A 19,348-nucleotide genomic window follows, 5' to 3' on the forward strand; every position below is an offset into this window, starting at 1 on the left:
CCCTTCTGTATTCTCATATCCTGCGCCGAAATACCCGGGTGTTCGATTCACTTTCCATAGAGAACTCTCCGTTTCGCTATCCAGTTAAACTTCATATGGAAACGGGCACTCGTTTATAATATCCTACTGGCGCAACTACGCTATTGCACCGGTATCCTCAGCGACGAATGTCCCTTCCCCGCAGACGGGGCATTGTTCGTCAACAAGTTCATCGATGGTCTTGACCGCGTTTGATCGACACTCCGGACACGCCTTCTCATCCCGGTCGAGATCTAAATCCACCTGCGCTTCGCAGTGGATACAGAAGCAGTAGGTATTGAACCCGGTGCGACGGTCGATCTCTTCCTGGGACGCGTCCTCGCCGATCACGTCTCGCGCTCGTCCCATCTCTCCAGGGTGTGGACAATGGATGCGTTCGCCGTCGTCAGCGATTGCGTACATATAGTATCCCCAGCCGGACGGCATCTCGAACTCACAGTCCGGGTTCGTACAATGGAACTCGAATATCTGGGGCATCGGGACGAGGTATACTGGGACGACAGTAATCAGTTTCCCTGACACGAGGCGACTTCGGTTAGACTTCGTTCTGTAGAACCGGACACCCGTCTCTATGTGGGATTACTATTTGATGTAGAGCGTCTTGATCCTCAACCCGCGTCTATTAGTGAGCTATATTCGGCTCTGTTGAAAGCCCCACGAACGGATAGAGGTGGCGTGGGAAATACAAGGATATATCCAGCACAGCCAACATCGGCGTGAGCTGCCAATCTCACTCTATCATCACTGCCCAACAATAATGCATCTATGAGAGAGATCAGCAAATATGCTGATTGACGCGCTTACTAGGGTGTTCGGGGCTAATCTCCCGATATTCGCCTTGCTGTTCGTTGGGATCGTGGTCGAGAAATACTACGTGTCCAGAGTAACGACATTCACGAACGTTCTCGCGTTGAATATGTCGTTTCTGGGCTTAGAGACAGCACCAAGATTCCTCGTTTGGTACGGTGACCTCGGATTGATTCTTGGAGTGTACGGGATGCTTGCGTATCTTGTAAATGCTGAGATCGGGAAGCTGTACCGTGTACCGGCGTTCACGATGTACGCGTCGCTCCCGGTCGCGGTCGTTATCCTCGCGGCACCAACGGATTGGTGGCTCGCGTTGCTCGTCGCAGGGACAGTGAACTTCGTCGGGGGAGTAGTGCTCGAATCAGAGCTCGGGATTGATGTCGCTCACTGGGGACCTAGGCACGGCGAAGTAAGTCGGTTCATCGACACCAGGAAAATGGAATTCATCGATCCGTACGGAGTACATCAGCACGTGGATCTCGAACTCGGGAAATTCGAACGACGCTGACCGTCGCGTTCCAACCGGCGTCTACCCCACGATCCCTATGGCTAGTAGCACCTGAACAACCGCGAATAAGATTAGCAGCACCGAAGTGCCGAACATAGCTAACTGCAGCCGCTTCGGCTGCCGGATCGACGCGTCGTAATGCGAATTGTCCCACACGTGGAAACTGTACGCTGGGTCAGCTGATTTTGCACGTCCGGATTTTAATTCTCGGCGGTCGGAACCACTCTTTCCTGACGCCCCACCGGTAGCAATACCGAAAACCCCGTGGCCTTCGTACGCTAGAACTTTCCCACCGACAGTAACCGTCGTTTCCTCTCCACGGTCCAAGGGGCCGAACTCGACTTCGTTGGTATGCACTACTTGCATCGGGTTCGTTTCAATTGTCCATGTGAACGCGCTTTCTTCACTGAAATCGTATTTTGCGTCCTTGTTCCGGATGTGTACGTCGAATTCGGGTTTGTCGCTCGTATAGTAGACCGGGTCCGGTGCTTCGGCGGGTTCGACATAAAATTCTAACCCGTCAAACACGTCGATTGTTTGTGTTGCTGGCATACGAGCCGTGAGGAGAGCAATCGGGTTATATGTACTGTGGCCCGCTCGTTTTGTAGATCAGATGTCTGATAAAGTGATGAACGACCTTGACTCGGAATGGACCGTTGAGTGGGCGACGCCGAAGCCGCACGATGATGGGGTTCTCGATACCTTGGTTTTGAGCCGAGAGAAAGCCAGTGAGTATGGTGACGAGCTTGTCCAATCGTTGCGGGTCGACGGGGAGATACTCCGACGGTGGGGCCTTGATCCGAACGAACCGTTCGCTTGGATGGTTAAGGATGGTGAGATCGTCACGAAGCAGATTTCGCGGCAATTGTTTGAGCGAGTTGCGGAAAGCGAGCGGGATGGCGCGTACTATGCCCGCGAGACTCTGAAATATCGAGCGGAACGATGCCTTCGCCAGTCGTCTTCGTACAGGTAGAGGCGGATACCGAGTAGTTCACGGAACCCGGCTTCCTGGATTGAGAGTGTTTTGGCTCCGATCATTTGTTCCACTCTGAGGTGAACGGTTATCAGACCAAGTTGTGTAAGTGGTAACGAACATTATGGCGGAGCAGTTTGATCTCCCGCTGGGCGGCAGGTCTAAAACAACGGGACACGTTGAACTCTTCAGGAGCTACGGGCGGTTCGAAACGTACTTTGAGGACGCTGTCCGGATGCGTGTCGTCACGTACTGTGATTCACCGGAGTTCATCCTTGAACTGTTTGACCGCGTTGAGTCGCTTGAACAATTGGAAGTAGTCGCGGGTGACGTTGCGGATTATCGGGAGCGACTCATCGATAAACCAGAACTTGCAGATCGGCTTGAACAGCTCAAACGAGACGATAAGTTAGTGATCTATCTTTGCGAGACGAAAGAAGTACACAGCAAACTCTACCTGATCGAATACAGCGCTGAAAGTGACGACTCGGACGGGAGTGACGAGACTGATGCATCCCAGCAAACTTTCGAGTGGACCGATTCGGACTCGACTGCAAGTGGCGGTGGAACTGATATAGACGAGTCAGAGGATGCTGCGGAGACAGAGACGGTGCGGCCAGCGACGGCGATCGTTGGGTCCCCGAACTTGTCGAGTAACGCGTGGACGCGGCAGGCGAATACCGGGGTCGTATTCGAAACGGCGACGGACACATCGCTGTGGGGCGAGCTCGTCGATTTCTATGAAGAGCACCGGTCCTACAATAACGACGGCCCGTTTCTCGATGATCTTACGGAGCGGTTGGAACGGACATCTGATGACCGGGCAGAGGTGGTCTCGCTGTACACTGAGGGGAAGGTGAAGACCCGTGATGAAGTAGGCGAGCTTCACGGACGGCTTGATGAGCGGATTGAGTCAGAGGTGGATGAAGTCGATCTGGTACTGGGCGATGAGACGGAGCTGAGTGAGGGTGCTGAAGAGAAAGTCGACGAGCAGCAACACGAGTCAGATGACGGTGAGAGTGAGGGATCAGCAGAGGATTTAGATCCGGGTGACGAGAGTGAGACGCGAATCAACCTCTCATTGCTGGGGCATAGCGAGGATGCGATTGAGGCGTTGTCTCGAATGACTGATTACGACGCGTCTCTCTCCGGTGATTCACTGACGACGACGCCACAGGCGGTCCAGCAGTACAAGCGCGATGTCTATGAGGTGCCGACAATGCGTGTCCAGCGTGCACAAACAGGTGATAATGCTCCGGTTGAATTCGGGCGTGCACTGAGCTTCCATACTGATGGGCGGGTCTACCGGGTAGGACAGCCGCTGCCTGACGATCCAGATGTCGTTGATACCGCCCTGTCCGATTTAGAGGGGTATTTTGAGACGGTCGACAAGTACGGGAATTGCAACGATGAAGACGCCGTGAAAGCGCACATGACCGAGGCGTTGCTGTGGATGTTTTGGGCACCGTTTGCGAACCGTGATGCAGCATTCTACGATCAGTACGGGATTGACCTTGACAAGGCGCTTCCGAACCTCTACATCTACGGCGAGTCGGACGCCGGGAAAGGAACATTCGCACAGTTCGTGCTGTCGATGATTAGCGGGGGGCGAGTCGTGAATCCGGTTGATGCCGACGAGGTCGGGAAGCGGAAAGTACGGGGAATGCGGTCTGCGAATACTGCGTTCCCTGTCGTCGTCGACGACATCACGAAAGATACCGTGAACCGGTTGGATACGTTCCGAAACTACTGGGGGAACTGGACGCCGGAAGCGAGCTTCCCGCTGTTCGCATTCATTAGTAACGACAAACGGCCGGATGAGTGGTTCCGAAATCGCTCGAAGATTTTGCATTTCAACGTGAATTTCGACACGAGCTACAAGGGTGAGGCCGAGGTCAACCGGCTGATCGAGCAGGATAATCCGCTGTTCCTCTGGTTCACCCACGAAATGCTGACCCGAGAGCTGACGCTTTCGAATGATGACGATGCGTTACGGACGGCACGTGCCGTGATGCTGGAGTTCTACGAGTATGCTGGTCGTGACGTACCGGAGTGGTTCCCACGACGCCCCGCCGAACAAGAGCATGATGCGGGTCGTGACCGCTGGTTCGATCTGCTCAAGCGAGAGGATATTACGACGGAAGACCAAGGCGATCGGCTTCGTGTATCGTTCCCTGAAGAGATGTCGACGGATACCTACACGTATGCGCGGGATCCGCCCACCGTTGCGCGTGTTGAACGCCGTGGACGCGATCTGCTGATCAAATCACCTGCCGAGTTCCTCGACTGGTTGGGAGAGCCGCCAGCTGGCGCTGAATTGGATGGACGGGTGAGTGAAGGAACAGGAGCGGAAACAAGTGAGTCAGAGAGTAGTGGCGGGGTGATTGGCCGCGTCCGAGGATTGTTCAGCTGATACTCCTACAATGACGGATTGCTCCCTCTTTGAGACGGTTATCGCTGTAGGTCGACGTTGAGAATCAGTTTCGCCTATATCTGGGGAAGAATTCGATTGTAGCGCCCTGAACTGTCGAACACGAGAAAGGTATTCACCGCGCGCGTTATCTCCATAGATACCTTCACGAGCGGTATGCCTACGATGGATTATGAGGCAGCGGTGAATCGAACATTAGCGTATATCGAGTCGGCCACCCACATCCACCCCGAAAATAAGCAGCTCATAGCCGAGTATCACCGGGATATGGTTCTTGCAGATATTAGTTCGGCGCAACAGCAGAAGGTGCTTGCCCATTTCAAGATCATCACAGATCACGTGGGGCAAACACGGTTCGTGGATCTGGACAAAGAGGCGATCGTTGATTTAGTCGCGTGGTTGTACACACGTGGAACGTCTTCCTCTACTGTCGTTGATTACAAGCAAGCGATCAAGCAGTTCTGGAAGTGGTTGAATGATGGAGAAGACCCTGAGGAGACGAAGTGGATTCGACGGGGCCCCGTAGAACAAAAACGGATTTTGCCCCAGAGTCTGCTCACTCCAGCAGATGTTCAAGCCCTATTGGAAGCGTGTCATAACGACCGTGATCGTGCATTTGTAGCCGTCTTATGGGAAACCGGAGCGCGGATCGGAGAACTCATCGACCTAGAAGTTGGGCATATCGAACAGACGGGACTCGGAAAACAGATGGTTGTCTCGGGGAAAACCGGGTCGCGCCGACTCTTGCTCCTCGAATCTGAATCGTATCTTGAGTCATGGCTAACAGCACACCCGAACCAACGCCCTGACGCGCCACTCTGGTGTAAAATCGACACGAAGCAAGGGTCTCCAGATGAGACAATCAGTTACCAGTACATTCGTTTGCGGATTTTAGATCGTGCTAGCGAACAAGCCGGGATTCAGAAACCGGTGAATCCGCATCACTTCAGACATAGCCGAGCGACGTACCTGGCGAATTACCTCACTGAAGCGCAGATGTGCGCGTGGTTCGGATGGGTTCCAGGCTCCCGAGTCCCAGGACGATATGTACACCTGTCTGGCCGGGATATTGACCAGGCGTATGTATCGATGCTTGAGAACCCTGGCTATACGCGTCTTCCAGAAGCAGACGGGTCAATAGCGCCGAGTGCTTGATGCGCTGTAGGCGTTTCCCCCGTCGGATCGTCACTCGTCCCAGAAGGCTTTGATTCGGTCATCGAGATCGGTAAGAACGGTTGCGAGTATATCTCGCCAGTCGTCGGGATAGTCGGCATCCTCTCCGGGTGTCGACGCATCTGGGGGTTGATGGAAGTGCTCGCGGGTGTTATGGTCATTGGGGTGCCGATCCCATCGGCACTCCCACTCGTTACCGGTCTGGTATTGCTCCGAATAATGGATGCTGAAGTCGTCGGTCTCGAACCAGCGGATTCGTAGATACGCACGGGTGACGCCGCCTGGAAAGTATCCGAGATCGTAGTCAGCGACGACTGCGTTCGGCGCGTATTCCGGTCGTGTCTGGATGTCGTCGAACCGATCACTACGGGCGAGGTGGGCAGCAATCCGATCGAGGATTTCTGCATCGATGGGGCCGCGACTGGGTGGGTCTGCCGTGTCCTCAGGCATCGACTGGACCGGGCTTGCTACCGGCGACTGGATTGTTTCCGCGTGCTTCGTCGAGGAGCGCGGCTCGCTGTTCGAGTGTCTCCCACTCGGAGAGCGCTTCCCAAGCTGCTTCGGTGGATAGATTCTGCTCCTGGGTGGCGTCGACGAGGGACACATCGTCCGGGTGCGTTGCATCGAACTGCGCTCTGTAGTCTTCGATCTGGGTGAGCGTGTCGTCGAGGGCGTCAACGATCTCCTGCTCGGAGTATTCCTCGCGGATCCGGTCGATGCGTCGCCACTGGAAGTACGCGTCGTTGCGTTCGTACCGGACTGGACGACCGTCGTGTCGCTGTACCATCCCCATCTCGTCGAACCACTCTAGGTAGTCCCGGGCTGTCTCGGTGTCACAATCGGCACGATCGGCGATCGTCGAGACCTTCGTCGGCGTCCGCAGTCCGATGACAACGTCGAGGAGCCGCTCTCGGATTGATCCACCTTTGAGAAGCGAGTCAGGCGATTCTAATGCGTCGAGATCAGGCGGTGACTCCTCGCCGTCGTATGCATCACCGGGGATGTCTGTGAGATCCATGTGTGGGGGTCCGTTGCTGTAGCTACTTGCTCTGGCGATATATATCTATGGAACGCTGAATTATTTCTGCTTTAGCTGGGTTCACGACATCGCTGGATAGACCGTATCTCAAAACAAGCAAGATATTTATATATAGGTTTCGTGATTTGAGACAAGATGATCTCTGAACCGGAACTCACCGTCCTCTCATACCTCAGTACCGAGGGAGTGGATGGCGTGGTACAGCGGGAGTTAGCTGATGCGCTTGAGTGGGATCCGAGTCACACGTCTCGCGTGGTCTCGACCCTTGCCGAGCTCGGGCTGATTACCAGAGAGCAGCAACACGGTCGATACCGCGTTTCGTTGTCGAACGCTGAACCGGCTGAACGGTTTGCAGACCTCGCACGTGAATTCCCGCACGTCGATTTCGCTGGCCTGATTGCTGGGTCGACCATCCAACTCCTGTACCATTTGGATACTGAACGAACGGCTGCGGAACTCACGGATTGGACTGATGTGAGTCGTGCAACGGTCTACCGGCGACTCAAACAGTTACGAAACGTCGGTATTGTCACGAAACGCGATAGCCGATTTGCACTGACGAGTCAGTTCCAGGGATTGGCTGCGTTTGCACGGTCGCTGGTACGCCATATGCATCGACAGGAAGCACGCGACCACGCTACTGGTGTCCGTCTCATCTGGATGGATGTTGATGAGTACCTGTTCAGTTGCCGGACGGACGTGACTGCGTCACTCTTTCATCGGACTGGTCCGGATGCACTCGAACAATACGGAATCCCGCTGTTAACGCGGGAAGAGCAGTACTATTTCCGCTCCGAGGATCGAACCGAACTCACTCCGGAAGACCTTGTCTGTCACTTGCTCCTCATTGATGATGGCGCACGGTACAGATCATACTGTCTATTACTGATCACAGCCAGTGAGATTGGTGCAGAGGCACTCACGGAGACTGCAGCCCGGTACGATCGAGAATCCGACCTCAACCTCACTGAAACCGTTCAGGCGCTCTGTACGTACCTCGAAACCAGCGGTGATGTGGCTGGGGAGAAGCTTCCTGAATGGGACACGTTCAAATCGAACGCGGCTGATTACGACATATCTGTATGACGCCTCGCCCCCAGTTCGATGCCGCGTATATCGAGGCCGAACTGCAGGAACTTGGAGCGGCTCTGAACACCGAGGTTACAGCCTTTCTCATCGGTGGCGGGGCGATGGCGTTCCGAGGACTGAAGGACACGACCAAGGACATCGACTTGGTCGTCACGACCGAGGTGGAGTTCGACCGATTACTCGCCGCATTAGATAACCAGGGATACGAGGAAGTCTCAGACCTTGACGAAACGTACCAGCAGTTGGGGGCGAGGTTGTGTGTCGAGAACGACGATGGGTGTCGGATAGATGTGTTCAATCGGCAGGTTGCCAACAAACTCATCTTCAGCGATGGGATGCAACACCGGAGCGAGGACCATCTCTCATCTGGGCAGTTGTCCGTCCGGTTAACGGCGCTGGAAGACATCTTCCTATTCAAAGCAGTCGCAAAGCGCCCTGACGACATCGATGACATGAATACACTGGTACAAACGAATCTCGACTTCGACGCCATCGAGCATGAAACCGCAGCACAGATCGAGTTGCTGAATGGGAAGCAATTTACGACCCATATCCGTGAATCGCTGGATGAATTATACGACCAGTACGAGGTTCAAACACCGCTTGAAGAGGTCATTGATGAGTACTACGCGCAGTATATGGATGAGTTAGAAGTCAGACTCGTGTTGAGTGAAGACGAGCCGATGTCCGTTGAGGCGATTGCAGAGGAACGTGGCCTCGATCTGGATCACGTCGTCGAGCAGTTGGATCAACTCGAAGCCTACGGGTATGTCGAGCAGAGTGATTCAGGCTTTGTTGATACGGGCAAGCGAGATGCGTTCACCGAATGACGTTATGAATTGTCAGATGACCCTTTCTCTTGGTGGAGTTCTCTGAGATAGGCGATTGCGGCGACACCGACGTTGATCCCCCAGACGTAGTCATCCTCACCGAAGGCGGCCGTCCCGGCCATGCGGTGCGTGTAGCCGTCGACGAGGGTATGCCGGATACAGCTCGCCACGTCGTCCTCTCCGAATTGGGTGATGGCGTTGGAGATGTACTGGTCGAAATGAGCGTCTGGATGGTTGCGGGGCCGTGGATCAGCAGCTCGTTCGACCGCGAGGTCGATGACTGCGTCAATCGATGGATGCGATGTCTTTCCGGTGTTTTCTCGAACCTGGTATTCCCCGTCTGTACACATATGTCTACGTTGATTTCGTAGGTGAATCAGACTTTCAGTAGGTGGTCGTAGATTCGCTCAGTCGTTTGAATGCTTCCGTGGCGCAGTCGGTTCCGAACATCATAGAGCGTGTTCCCCTTTTCGTCGTTCATCATTCGATATGCCACGCTGTGTCGCAGAGCGTGTGGGGTTACGTCACTGGCGTCGCCCCGACTACCATCGACCTTGTAGGGTTGGACACCGGCCTCGTCAGCAACCTTGTGTAGCATATTCCGCACGCCTTGTTCGGAGATCCGATCCGCAGAACGGGACGGGAAGAGACCCGGTGAATCCTTCCACCGGGTATTGAGGTAAGCTGAAAGGAGTCTCGTGGTATCGTTTGAGAGGGTGAGTGTTACTGGTGGGGGCGAGTTCTCGTTCGGGTAGTCTTTCTGAATCTCCGTAGGAAGATAGAGCTCCTTATTTCCGTTCCGTAGCAGGCTCACGTCGACTTGAACGAGTTCCCCGACCCGCAGCCCAGTATCGTACATAAACGCGATGATGGCCTCGTTCCGTTGCTGTAGATATTCTGCTCCAGTCCGATAGGATGCCGAGCGGAGTGTCTCGACTTGGTCTGGTGTCATCCAGACTTTGGCCCGAACTTTGGAGTTTGCAGATTCACTCATTCTGGTAGCACCTCTTTATATACTGTTATGCGTCTCGACCACCTTAACTTTGGAGTCCATAAATAAACTCCAAAGTTCATATGACTGGTGTGAACTGAACGGTGTCTCCCACCCTTTACGAATGACTATTTCACCGGTCGACTGTGGAATTGACCGGCCGTCCATCCAGCGCAATCCGTAGCGCTTTGGACGATTCGGAATAGATAATCAGCACTCAATCTATCTGCTGGTGGCCTATCATTAGACCAATAAACTATACAAAACCCTTCTTCGAATATATATTGGTTATTTGATTAATCCCGTGTTGTCTACAAGAGAGAAAAATGAATAATTTGGGAGATAGCGCCCCTATTGTTGTTTATAATTCGATAATATAGGAGAATACAAAACTGATTTGGGTCGGCCTCTTCGGGCAGTTTTTGCATTTCTCTATATTATGAGTGACCACGTAAACACGTCATTCGGCCGGTTGCAATATATGACAGAATGTCCTAATGTATTCTTATTTTAACTTCCGCTAATCCATTCGTATTAAACTCTGAGCGTTCCTGATGATGACCCACTTTCTCTGCTACTGGACAGCCTGATGGTGAGGGTGCCATAGAGATCTTTCAACGGTTTGGGTTCAATAGTTCAGTCTGTACTAGGTGACTGATTTTTCCATTCATCAGGCACATCAAACCAGTGGCCTGTAATGTCGCATCTATGGAACTCCATTCCTTCCTCGGTGACCTCAATTGCGCCGATGCTTCGTAGCAGCCGGAACATATTGGCATTCGGATTATTGACGTTGAACCGTGCATCCGAATTGGCGATGTCGTCCAGCCACGCTTCAACGAATGCAGATCCGACATCCGTCTTCAGTTAAGCAAGAAACCCCGTGACTGCGACGACTTATCGAGACATCTTTCGGAAGGAATGAGGAAGCCGAGTCTGTGCACGACAACGGCTCCTCATCTCGAATTATGCGTCGGCTCACTACACTGTTTCCCTCCGAGTTCCTCGAAGAGCACGCCGAGGAACTCGGCGTGGTCGAACGTGATCGGAAGCTTCAGATCCCTGCCTTCGTCTGGACGTTCGTGTTCGGCTTCGCCGCAGGCGAAAGCCGAACACTCGCCGGCTTCAGACGATCTTACAACTCTACTGCCGATGAGACCATCTCGCCGAGCGGGTTCTATCAGCGGTTGACTCCGACGCTTGCGAAGTACCTCCGCGACCTCGTCGAGCATGGTCTCGACGAGGTCGCTGTTCCTGACACGACAGCTGCTGATATCGACCGGTTCAGAGATGTGATGATCGCTGATGGAACGGTGTTGCGGTTACACGAATTTCTTTCAGATCAGTTCGAAGCCCGCCACGAGGAGCAGGCTGGAGCGAAGCTCCACCTGCTCCACAATGCCACAGAGCAGACGATTGAACGGATCGATACTGCTGACGAGAAAGCACACGACAGCACGCTGTTCAAGACAGGATCGTGGCTTGAAAACCGCCTCGTGTTGTTCGATCTTGCGTACTTCAAGTACCGCCGGTTTGCGCGGATCGACGAGAACGGCGGTTACTTCGTGAGCCGGCTGAAACAGAACGCAAATCCGGTGATTACGGCCGAATTACGGGAATGGCGCGGCCGCGCCATTCCCTTAGAGGGCAAGCAGCTCCGAGCTGTTCTCGACGATCTTGACCGGAAGTACCTCGATGTGGAGGTCGAAGTCGAGTTCAAACGGGGGCCGTACAATGGGACGCGGTCGCTGGATACGAAGCGATTTCGCGTCGTCGGCGTCCGCAACGAGGACGCCGACGACTACCATCTGTACGTGACGAATTTGGCGAGGAAGGAGTTCTTCCCGGCGGATTTAGCGCAGATCTACCGATGTCGGTGGGAAGTTGAGTTGTTGTTCCGTGAGTTGAAGACGCAGTACAACTTGGATGAGTTCGACACGAGCGACGAACACGTGGTGAAGATCTTACTGTACGCAGCGCTGCTTTCGCTACTTGTAAGCCGCGATTTATTGGATCTGGTCACTGAGCAGGCGGATGAGGAGCTCGTGTTTCCGACAGAGCGCTGGGCGGCGACCTTCCGGTCGCACGCCCAGCTTTTCCTCCATAAACTCGGTGAGTACCTCGGCTATTCACCACCGCCGCTGCTTGAACGACTGATCGAAGACGCTCAAAAGATCCACAAGCAGCGACCGGTCTTACAAGAGACGCTCGTTACCGCTACACAACCGAGGTGTGAGTCTTAACTGAAGACGGATGGCAGATCCGATACCCTGTCCACGGAACTCCGGTAAGATGTATAACTGCCCGAGTTCCGGTTGGTCGCTATCGTAGTTCCATGTGATGTAGCCGATACAGTATTCCCCATTGAAACACAAATGTGCGTTTGTCTCCCCAGGGACGTAGGCGTGAAAGCTGGAATCGTTCGCCTTCGCTTCGGCATTCAGGACTTTCGTTGCAAATTCCTCTCGTGCAGTTCGGGGGCGCGTCATCCACACCCCGTCGGTGACATCTGTTCCTGGATCATCCGGCAGCTGGCCAGTCAACACCCAGTCTGTTTGTAATAATTGCTCTGGTGGCTGTGGCCCGTTGTCGGTTTCGATGGCGATGTTTTTCGTACAGTGGTGGCAATGATACGCGTCCCACTCGCCAATGGTGCATCGATGTTCTTGGATAAACGAGATTACTTCCCCGCAATCTGCACACTCTACCGCTGAGCACGTTTCCGAACGATGATCGGTGGCATAGAACGCGGCGTCACAGGCATCGCACGTCACATCGCCGACCGTTTGCGCAAAGACGGTTTCGCCACAGTTTGAGCAGGTGACGGCAGCATCCTGAACAGTTGTCGGTTCGCCAGAGCCCCAGCGCGTCGCTCCTTCCAGTATAGTCATCATTCTAGAGGCCTGCGGGACCGGCGGTAAACCTTCCGCCCACACGGTTTCTAACGCCAGATCGCGGTGTTGAGTAGTTCCTAACCTGGTAACAAGATCCGGTCGTTCTGTTCCCACTTCTGTGCGGTCATTCTGAGTTTGATCTACGGAGACAAGTCTGTCGGGGTTTTGTTGGGAGTAGATTCCCGGTGACGTTACTCAGGAAAAGGAAATCAGAGGAACTCTTCCAACGAGTGGTCCCCATCGCTTTCTTCCGTCTCCAGCTCTTCAGATCCGACCTCTATAGTGTCTGCTGCTAAGGTTCGGTCAAGAGTATCAATTCGATTTTCCAGCTCGTTCATCTTGCTGAGTACTTTTTCGAAGTCAGACTGATGGTCAGTCTCGATGTCGAGCACTCCTTTCTGGGCCAGGTGTCGTTCGATAACGTCATCGAAGTAGGGGTCCAGATACTCTTCTTTCATATAATCTGGATCTTCCCACCCGCCGAGTGCTGCGATGAATTCGATATTGATCCCCTTTCTGTAGAAAAGGTTGGTTGCAAAGTATCGCCGGAAGTCATGGAACGTCACTTCGAGGAAATCATCATCACCGGTTTTGTTGGCTGCCAGTTCCCGTGCATCCACCATATCGTTTTGAAGAGTTCCTTTGGAGTTCGGATAGAGAGGAGATGACGGTCTAATGTTTTTCCGTTTGCTGTACCGTTCGATGTCCCCACGTAATGAGTTGGGGACCCAGGGTTTCCGTGGCTTCTTGCTATTTTCTTTCCGTGTTTCCTTTCCCCATACGCGCATAAAGAAAATCTCTACACCGGGGCTTCGGGATTTCTGAATCTTATCAAGCGTTACCTCAAGAACCTCTTTCTTTCTCAGGGAGCATTCTCCACCTAGTCGAAAGGCGATCTCCGCTCGATCACGGGATGCGCATTCGATGATTGTCTCATATTCATGCGGCTCCATAAAGACTCGATAGCCGTCTGAGTTGGAGTGGGGGGCCAACCTCATCTTTACTGAACCTCTTCCAACTCTTTGATTCGCTCCAAATCTTTCGTGATGGACTCTACTGATGCATCCTCTCCGTATTCGACGAATGCCGCTATCGCTAACGCCCGAACGAAATCGTTGTTACTGTGTTTGATCAACCGTTCGAGTTGTTCTTTGTTTTCTCGTACGTATTCACCCGGTGAGAGGCTGCTGTCCTCGTATTCGGTCATACTCTAATTAGGAGAGGTGTAGTATTCTGAGTTATCAGAAAGAAGTGACTTCACCAAAGTAATGTATTTATGTTTGAGATAAAAACACGACAGAGAACCTCTCTAACCACAGAATATGCCCCGGTGAATTTATGATATTCCCAAGTATTTCTAGGGGCCGTACCATCCGTTCTAGTTTAGTGACGGTCAAAGGCGAACTCACCCGATTGAACCTGTTCGCGTAACCGTTCCCTGTGTGGATTTGGTTTCTGCGACACCCACAGCAACAGCTCATCCAAATCCGGCAGTTCGTAGCCCAACTCGATCATCAGATACAACTGAATCAGATGCGCGTGGCGTTCGACCGCCAGTGAACAGCGACGACGGGAAAGCCGCGACGCCGACGAGTCGGCGTCTGCGGCGTCTTCCTCACGTCGGTTCGCTTCGAGCATCCGCAACTCGTCAACGATGACGCGGCTCATCAGCAACGAAATCGCCGCCATGATAATCAGCGCCTCGATGATGTAGGCGTCGGTCGTGTTGATCTCGTCCAAGCCGAACCGCGATTTCAGTTCCTTGAACAGCAGTTCCACCTCCCAGCGCGCCCGATAGAGCTGTGCGATATCGGGCGCGCGGTACTCCTCACGCGACAGATTCGTCAGGTACAGATGGTACTCGCCGGTCTCTGCGTTACGGAGCCCTACCAGTCGAAACGTCCGGGTCGCGCTAGCGCCCGACCCTCGCTTGCGCTCGAACGAGAGCGTGATGCGCACATCGATTTCCTGTCGCTGCAGGTCGTCGAGGACGTCCTGCAGCGACTCCCCCTCCAGCGGAATACTGTTTCCCCGCCATGTCCGCAACTCTTCGACGATCTCGAAGTTCGCGTTCTCCTTGACGCGGGAGACGAACCAGCCACCGTTCTGGTCGATGCGGTCGAACAACCAAAAGTCGTAGAAGCCTAAATCCAGCAGGATGAGGGCGTCAGCTACCCACTCGCCGGTGGGTAGCTGACTCCGGTCGTGGGTCGTCCCGTCGGTTGTTCGGAATCGTGTCGGGAGGCCAGTTGAGAGTGATTCGGTGAGGTGGAGCTTCAGTTCGGCTTGGTCGTCGCCGGTTGCTGCGTAGACATCAGCGGCGTCTTGATAGAGCGAGACGATGGTTGCGTCGGCAATGAGGACGTCTCGAAAGCGTTCGAGACGGCCGTTCAAGTCGGCTCGGCCGGTGTCGAGATTCTCGATGGCGTCATCGAGAATCTCTCGAAGGAGCGCAACGAAGCCCGGTTCGAACCAATCGTGGAAGGATGCGTAGGTGAGTTCGTCACAGTCAGCCATCTCGACGTAGCGTTCGAGAAACGCCTGAAGAGAGCGGTCTGACCCGGCAGCAAAGCCAAAGGTGAGTGTGTAGAACAGTGCGACGATGTCGAACTTCCGCTCTCGCTCAACGAGATTCGTTGCGCGAGCGCGCTCGCGCAACTCATCGGAGGGAAACGCTCTTTGAATCCGGTCAACAACTACCGAGTCCGGTGGAGAGTACACACTTCCCCACCGGGTTCCTCAACCAGGTAGTTGCGACGATATCGAATCAACAGATAGCGGTCGATTGTCGCGTTAAACTAGAACGTATGGGGGCCGTACAGGATCGTCTTTGGACTCACCAATCCCACATCTGGCTAGCTTATTTACGTATAGACTTGATAAATTGAATTATAATGGACAATAGTGGGTTCGAGAAAGTAATGGAGTACAAATACGCACAGGTCGTGCTGAAAGTATTGCTGAATGCAGAAGATCACAGTTGCGCGTTTAATCAACTACGAGACGAAGTCAATGCGATCACTGCAGATGACTCATACGGTGCCGAGGAAATAATTGAAGGCGGAGAGTATTCTACTGCATCCTTGAGTTCGCTACTTTCAGCAGCAGAAGATGCAGGCATCGTTAATCACAAGCTCGATAATGAGGGAAATAAACGATGGGAACTGTGTACTTCATCGCTGTCTCAATTTCAGAAAAATAGAATCCGAGACAGAAACAGTCCAGATGTATCACATGCCGATACAGCAAATGTTGACCATTACGTGCCAAATACCGATTCTAAGTCCTCATAATGTCCATTACCTGGCGAATGACTCGTATATTGATGCTTTTTATCACTGAAAGATGACACGGCGACCCGTGTGTTTTTAATTGTTTTGTTGCTGAAGTGATTTCACTCACGAATTGGGAATTATCCCCCGGGTCGAATGATAGGGTGCGTTATGACAGAACCGAATGACGACCAGGGGACTATGGTCCGCTGGGAAGACCACATCGCACCGATCCTCGAACATCCGGACATCCACATCCGGAATAAAGCGCTCGTAGCAGTCGCGTGGGAGTCGCACGCACGACCATCTGAGCTTCACCGGCTCACCTTCGGTGACGTGGAAGACAGAGGCGACCACGTTGCCATATTGATTACTCGTCGAGATGGTCAGAAACGATTACTCACTCTCGACGAATCGATGCCGTACTTCAAACAGTGGGTACAAGCAGAACATCCAGTAACTGAATGGCTTGCTCCGGATGCCGACCCACTAGAGGATGCTTCCTCGGAGATGCCAATCTGGACACAAATCGATTCAAACAAACGTATTCCCTATATGATGTTATATGACATTACGAATCGTGCCTGTGAACGCTCTGATGTCCCGACAAAGTTCACGTTGCATGATATTCGTCGATCACGAGCGAAACTGCTGATCGCCCAATCGGGTCTGAGAGCTCACCGCCTTCGGGAGCTATTCGGATGGGGACCCCAGGTGCCAAAGGAGCTCATAGAAACAGCCGAAGATGGTGACCTCGATGAAGACAGTAGACCCCAACTCTGTATCAGGTGTCCAAATTGTGGAGTATGGACTCTACGAAACCGACCCTGTATCTGGTGTGGGCTTAGTCGCTGATAAGCCGTTTTCTGCAGCGAACTGGCGAACCAAGTTTCAGTTTCTCTATATTTCGATGCCTAACAGCAAGCAGTAGTCAATCGCGTTCCGGACCAGAGTGATCGTTGTCGATTACTCAGTCGCTTCTACAACAGGGCCAATTTCTCCAAGACCCTCGAATCACAAGCATCTGTGATAGAGTAGATGATTAACATCCCTTCTGCAGTCCTGAAGTCCTTGCAAGGTAGCTAACCGGTTGAAGCACTCAAATATACCATTTATATAATAGCTATGGCCAAAATTAAGCTGACTGCCTTAGTTCCCAACAGAAAGTACGGAAATTCCGATGACTCGTGAACACGTACAGGCTAATGAACAGACGAGCGAGACTGACCAAGAGATCGATGAAAAACCGGAGATGGTTCCGTCAGCACAGCAACTGCGTGACCATCAACCCGATGCCTACACGACTGGATATGATCCCTTTGGGGAAACACGAGTCGGAATCGGCACAGCCAACGGAGACATTGAACGACTCGTCAGACTGAACGAGGGTCGACACCACAGTGATGGAGACCACAGTGCGCGTGAAGCCGCACGTGATAAGAAACGCATCACCGAATCACTCAGTTCAACCCTTGATGTTCCAACCTATCAGAAACGTCGGGCTGTCTCTGCGATGAGCCAGATGAATCTCGACCGCTTCGGCCAGCAGAAGCAGATTGAGAAAGTGGCCCTCTGTACAATCGGGATCGTCGTTGATCGTGAGCGTAGGCGCTACTTCTTGCAAGGAAACGACCCAACCGAAGTCGATCTCTCCGAGGTGGGCCAGCAGGAGTTTCCGAAAAGATTCAGCCAGGAGAAAGACTTCCAAGACCTTTGCACACAGTATGGGGTCTCCGGTGACGACCACTACAGTGTGACCCAACTTGTGAAAGCGGAACTCAAGCGAATCGGGTATTTCGAACGGGAGAACCAGCCCCTTCGGTAGTTCTCATATGATTGCTCGACCTGTCCTTTTCGAGGGGGTGTTGGTATTTCTTTAAGTATTTCTTGCGACAATATGCGTGATTGAGGCGGTTCGGTCAGAGTGGTTCCCCGATAGGGGAAGTCTCTGGCCGGCCTTTATCGCGGCCGAAATGGCCAACCCCTTTGAAGCCTTACGGCTTCAAGAAATTCACCTGTTGAGTCTACCACTTAACACGGTTGAATACGCCCGCACGAAAGTCCTGTTCAAGGGGGTTCGGCGAGTCAGCAACTATCCGCGAATTGTACTTGTGAACACGCGCGCCTGATTCCCGCGCGATGTACCCCCTAAGTGTTCAACGGTCGATACTCAGCACCGTCCTCATCCCGAAGAGCCGTGACTAACCTGACGACCAACAGTCGTCGATAGCGATTGTTCTCTCCGACTTTAGTCTTCACGCCCAGTGGCGACGCTGTCCAGCGATCCCGCGATAACTGGCTGAGTACCCCCGTTGAAGCACAGGGAATCTTCATCCACCGATGTTTGACCCAAACCACTACGTACACGACCAGTCGTACGTACCGCCTATCAATCGCCCGCACGCCATCGACCAGTGGAACGACCGTACGCCCGCTGAACTCCCGCTTGTGGAAGCCTGGAAGTCGGCTGTCCCGGTACATGCTCCCGAGTGCGACGCCGATAGCACACGTCTGTATGTCCCTTACGATGCGCTCCTCGTTGAACGAGCAGGAGTCCTTCGAACCGTGCTGCACAATGACGGCCGTATCGATCTGAACGGCCTCTCGACCTGTCCGAGCTGTGAGGGACTCTACGACCCGCTCCGTTCGAGCGGCACCTGCCGATGGTGCGACGCACCGCTCCCGACTCGACAAACAACAGGTGGGGTGACGCTGGTCAGAGGTGGAGAGCGATGAGTGGGCCCCCGTTCGTAGAACTTGGTGACCTCGACGGCACGAACGGTTGGGTGACGACGAAAGGGTTCGTCAACTGGTTCGAAGATGTCGCGTCCCATCAGCCGTACCAGCGTGTGAGGCTTAGTGACGATACAACACGGGAACCAGTAGTCTGCACGGTCTGGACTGCAGACATTGAGCTTGAGAAGGGTGTCGGCTACTACTTCGGTGGGATTGACGAGACCTACGAGAAGCGCGAGGAGATCCAACTCAAACTGGTCGAGAAGTCTTGGGCGAACGAGTTTTGGCGGCCAGAGTAAGCGACCAACATCAACTAGACACTATGCATCACGACAATACGGATGCGAACGGCTGGGGATACCGAGGCGGCGACGGACACATCATCGGTGAGTCGATGCCCGGAACGTTCGGGGATGCAGAACGGGCCTTGCACGACCGACAGGGGCAGACACCTGTCGTGAACGAAGATGTCGAGGTTCCGGGAACCGAGATGGAAAGAGGAACTGAGTCGGTCGACACCGGTGATGTTGAGGTGGGGGACCTCGTAAAGCGACTGAAAGAGTAGA

Annotated in this window: 22 protein-coding genes; 12 read left to right on the forward strand and 10 right to left on the reverse strand. The window is 53.5% G+C overall.

Annotation, left to right across the window (positions count from 1 at the left end):
• Positions 1–135 precede the first annotated feature (135 nt).
• The gene (locus EAO78_RS09455) at positions 136–561 is read right to left on the reverse strand and encodes a hypothetical protein (protein WP_238987657.1); all 426 of its coding nucleotides are present in this window, start codon (positions 559–561) and stop codon (positions 136–138) included.
• A 262-nt stretch (positions 562–823) separates the two neighbouring features.
• On the opposite strand from EAO78_RS09455, the gene EAO78_RS09460 reads away from it, so the two are divergent.
• A complete protein-coding gene (locus tag EAO78_RS09460) occupies positions 824–1,354 on the forward strand; it encodes a hypothetical protein (protein ID WP_004594164.1) in 531 nt (176 codons plus the stop codon).
• A gap of 21 nt (positions 1,355–1,375) precedes the next feature.
• Here EAO78_RS09460 and EAO78_RS09465 read toward each other — a convergent pair whose 3' ends face one another.
• Positions 1,376–1,906 (reverse strand): hypothetical protein, encoded by a 531-nt coding sequence (locus EAO78_RS09465; RefSeq protein WP_122105602.1) that lies wholly within the window; start codon positions 1,904–1,906, stop codon positions 1,376–1,378.
• Positions 1,907–1,982: 76 nt separating this feature from the next.
• Here EAO78_RS09465 and EAO78_RS09470 point away from each other — a divergent pair, with 76 nt between their 5' ends.
• The 3 genes from EAO78_RS09470 to EAO78_RS09480 all read left to right on the forward strand — a co-directional run bounded on the left by EAO78_RS09470 (position 1,983) and on the right by EAO78_RS09480 (position 5,913).
• Positions 1,983–2,327: a hypothetical protein gene (locus EAO78_RS09470; protein ID WP_122105603.1), complete on the forward strand. Its 345-nt coding sequence runs from the start codon at positions 1,983–1,985 to the stop codon at positions 2,325–2,327.
• A 109-nt stretch (positions 2,328–2,436) separates the two neighbouring features.
• Entirely contained in the window at positions 2,437–4,740 is a 2,304-nt protein-coding gene (locus EAO78_RS09475) for a tyrosyl-DNA phosphodiesterase (protein WP_203227858.1), read from the forward strand.
• 174 nt (positions 4,741–4,914) lie between these two features.
• Entirely contained in the window at positions 4,915–5,913 is a 999-nt protein-coding gene (locus tag EAO78_RS09480; RefSeq protein ID WP_122105605.1) for a tyrosine-type recombinase/integrase, read from the forward strand.
• Between the two features lie 30 nt (positions 5,914–5,943).
• Here EAO78_RS09480 and EAO78_RS09485 read toward each other — a convergent pair whose 3' ends face one another.
• A complete protein-coding gene (locus tag EAO78_RS09485; protein ID WP_004594159.1) occupies positions 5,944–6,381 on the reverse strand; it encodes a hypothetical protein in 438 nt (145 codons plus the stop codon).
• Positions 6,374–6,949, reverse strand: a complete 576-nt coding sequence (locus tag EAO78_RS09490; RefSeq protein ID WP_004594158.1) for a DUF7342 family protein — start codon at positions 6,947–6,949, stop codon at positions 6,374–6,376. Before EAO78_RS09490 ends, EAO78_RS09485 begins: the two co-directional genes overlap by 8 nt.
• Before the next feature lie 156 nt (positions 6,950–7,105).
• Between EAO78_RS09490 and EAO78_RS09495 the strand changes: the two genes are divergently transcribed.
• Together EAO78_RS09495 and EAO78_RS09500 are read left to right on the forward strand one after the other, a co-directional pair.
• Positions 7,106–8,056 carry a helix-turn-helix transcriptional regulator gene (locus EAO78_RS09495; RefSeq protein ID WP_122105606.1) on the forward strand — a complete coding sequence of 317 codons (951 nt, stop codon included), beginning with the start codon at positions 7,106–7,108 and terminating at the stop codon, positions 8,054–8,056.
• Positions 8,053–8,889: a DUF6036 family nucleotidyltransferase gene (locus EAO78_RS09500; protein ID WP_122105607.1), complete on the forward strand. Its 837-nt coding sequence runs from the start codon at positions 8,053–8,055 to the stop codon at positions 8,887–8,889. The genes EAO78_RS09495 and EAO78_RS09500 overlap by 4 nt, the downstream gene beginning before the upstream one ends.
• A 2-nt stretch (positions 8,890–8,891) precedes the next feature.
• Here EAO78_RS09500 and EAO78_RS09505 read toward each other — a convergent pair whose 3' ends face one another.
• Entirely contained in the window at positions 8,892–9,239 is a 348-nt protein-coding gene (locus tag EAO78_RS09505) for a hypothetical protein (RefSeq protein WP_122105608.1), read from the reverse strand.
• A gap of 26 nt (positions 9,240–9,265) precedes the next feature.
• The gene (locus tag EAO78_RS09510; RefSeq protein WP_122105609.1) at positions 9,266–9,883 is read right to left on the reverse strand and encodes a tyrosine-type recombinase/integrase; all 618 of its coding nucleotides are present in this window, start codon (positions 9,881–9,883) and stop codon (positions 9,266–9,268) included.
• Between the two features lie 965 nt (positions 9,884–10,848).
• Between EAO78_RS09510 and EAO78_RS09515 the strand changes: the two genes are divergently transcribed.
• Positions 10,849–12,123, forward strand: a complete 1,275-nt coding sequence (locus EAO78_RS09515; RefSeq protein ID WP_122105738.1) for an IS4 family transposase — start codon at positions 10,849–10,851, stop codon at positions 12,121–12,123.
• Here EAO78_RS09515 and EAO78_RS09520 read toward each other — a convergent pair.
• The 4 genes from EAO78_RS09520 to EAO78_RS09535 form a co-directional block, all read right to left on the reverse strand.
• Entirely contained in the window at positions 12,076–12,771 is a 696-nt protein-coding gene (locus EAO78_RS09520) for a GNAT family N-acetyltransferase (RefSeq protein WP_162498060.1), read from the reverse strand. The genes EAO78_RS09515 and EAO78_RS09520 overlap by 48 nt on opposite strands.
• Positions 12,772–12,983: 212 nt before the next feature.
• The gene (locus tag EAO78_RS09525) at positions 12,984–13,727 is read right to left on the reverse strand and encodes a site-specific integrase (RefSeq protein ID WP_161607607.1); all 744 of its coding nucleotides are present in this window, start codon (positions 13,725–13,727) and stop codon (positions 12,984–12,986) included.
• Positions 13,728–13,774: 47 nt separating this feature from the next.
• Positions 13,775–13,981: a hypothetical protein gene (locus tag EAO78_RS09530; RefSeq protein ID WP_004594151.1), complete on the reverse strand. Its 207-nt coding sequence runs from the start codon at positions 13,979–13,981 to the stop codon at positions 13,775–13,777.
• A 176-nt stretch (positions 13,982–14,157) separates the two neighbouring features.
• Positions 14,158–15,495 (reverse strand): IS4 family transposase, encoded by a 1,338-nt coding sequence (locus EAO78_RS09535; protein WP_122105611.1) that lies wholly within the window; start codon positions 15,493–15,495, stop codon positions 14,158–14,160.
• A 200-nt stretch (positions 15,496–15,695) separates the two neighbouring features.
• On the opposite strand from EAO78_RS09535, the gene EAO78_RS17715 reads away from it, so the two are divergent.
• The 5 genes from EAO78_RS17715 (at position 15,696) to EAO78_RS17890 (ending at position 19,347) form a co-directional block, all read left to right on the forward strand.
• Positions 15,696–16,067 carry a hypothetical protein gene (locus tag EAO78_RS17715; RefSeq protein ID WP_136516503.1) on the forward strand — a complete coding sequence of 124 codons (372 nt, stop codon included), beginning with the start codon at positions 15,696–15,698 and terminating at the stop codon, positions 16,065–16,067.
• Positions 16,068–16,247: 180 nt separating this feature from the next.
• Positions 16,248–16,901, forward strand: coding sequence for a site-specific integrase (locus EAO78_RS18730; protein WP_162498061.1), 654 nt, complete (start codon positions 16,248–16,250; stop codon positions 16,899–16,901).
• Positions 16,902–17,226: 325 nt separating this feature from the next.
• Positions 17,227–17,871, forward strand: a complete 645-nt coding sequence (locus EAO78_RS09545; RefSeq protein ID WP_122105613.1) for a DNA-directed RNA polymerase subunit epsilon — start codon at positions 17,227–17,229, stop codon at positions 17,869–17,871.
• A gap of 907 nt (positions 17,872–18,778) precedes the next feature.
• Positions 18,779–19,081, forward strand: coding sequence for a hypothetical protein (locus EAO78_RS09550; RefSeq protein WP_122105614.1), 303 nt, complete (start codon positions 18,779–18,781; stop codon positions 19,079–19,081).
• A 95-nt stretch (positions 19,082–19,176) separates the two neighbouring features.
• On the forward strand, positions 19,177–19,347 hold the full coding sequence (locus tag EAO78_RS17890) for a hypothetical protein (RefSeq protein WP_162498062.1): 171 nt from the start codon (positions 19,177–19,179) through the stop codon (positions 19,345–19,347).
• The last annotated feature ends 1 nt before the right edge of the window (position 19,348 follow it).

This window comes from Halobellus captivus, from assembly GCF_003697845.1.
GTDB lineage: Archaea > Halobacteriota > Halobacteria > Halobacteriales > Haloferacaceae > Halorubrum > Halorubrum glutamatedens.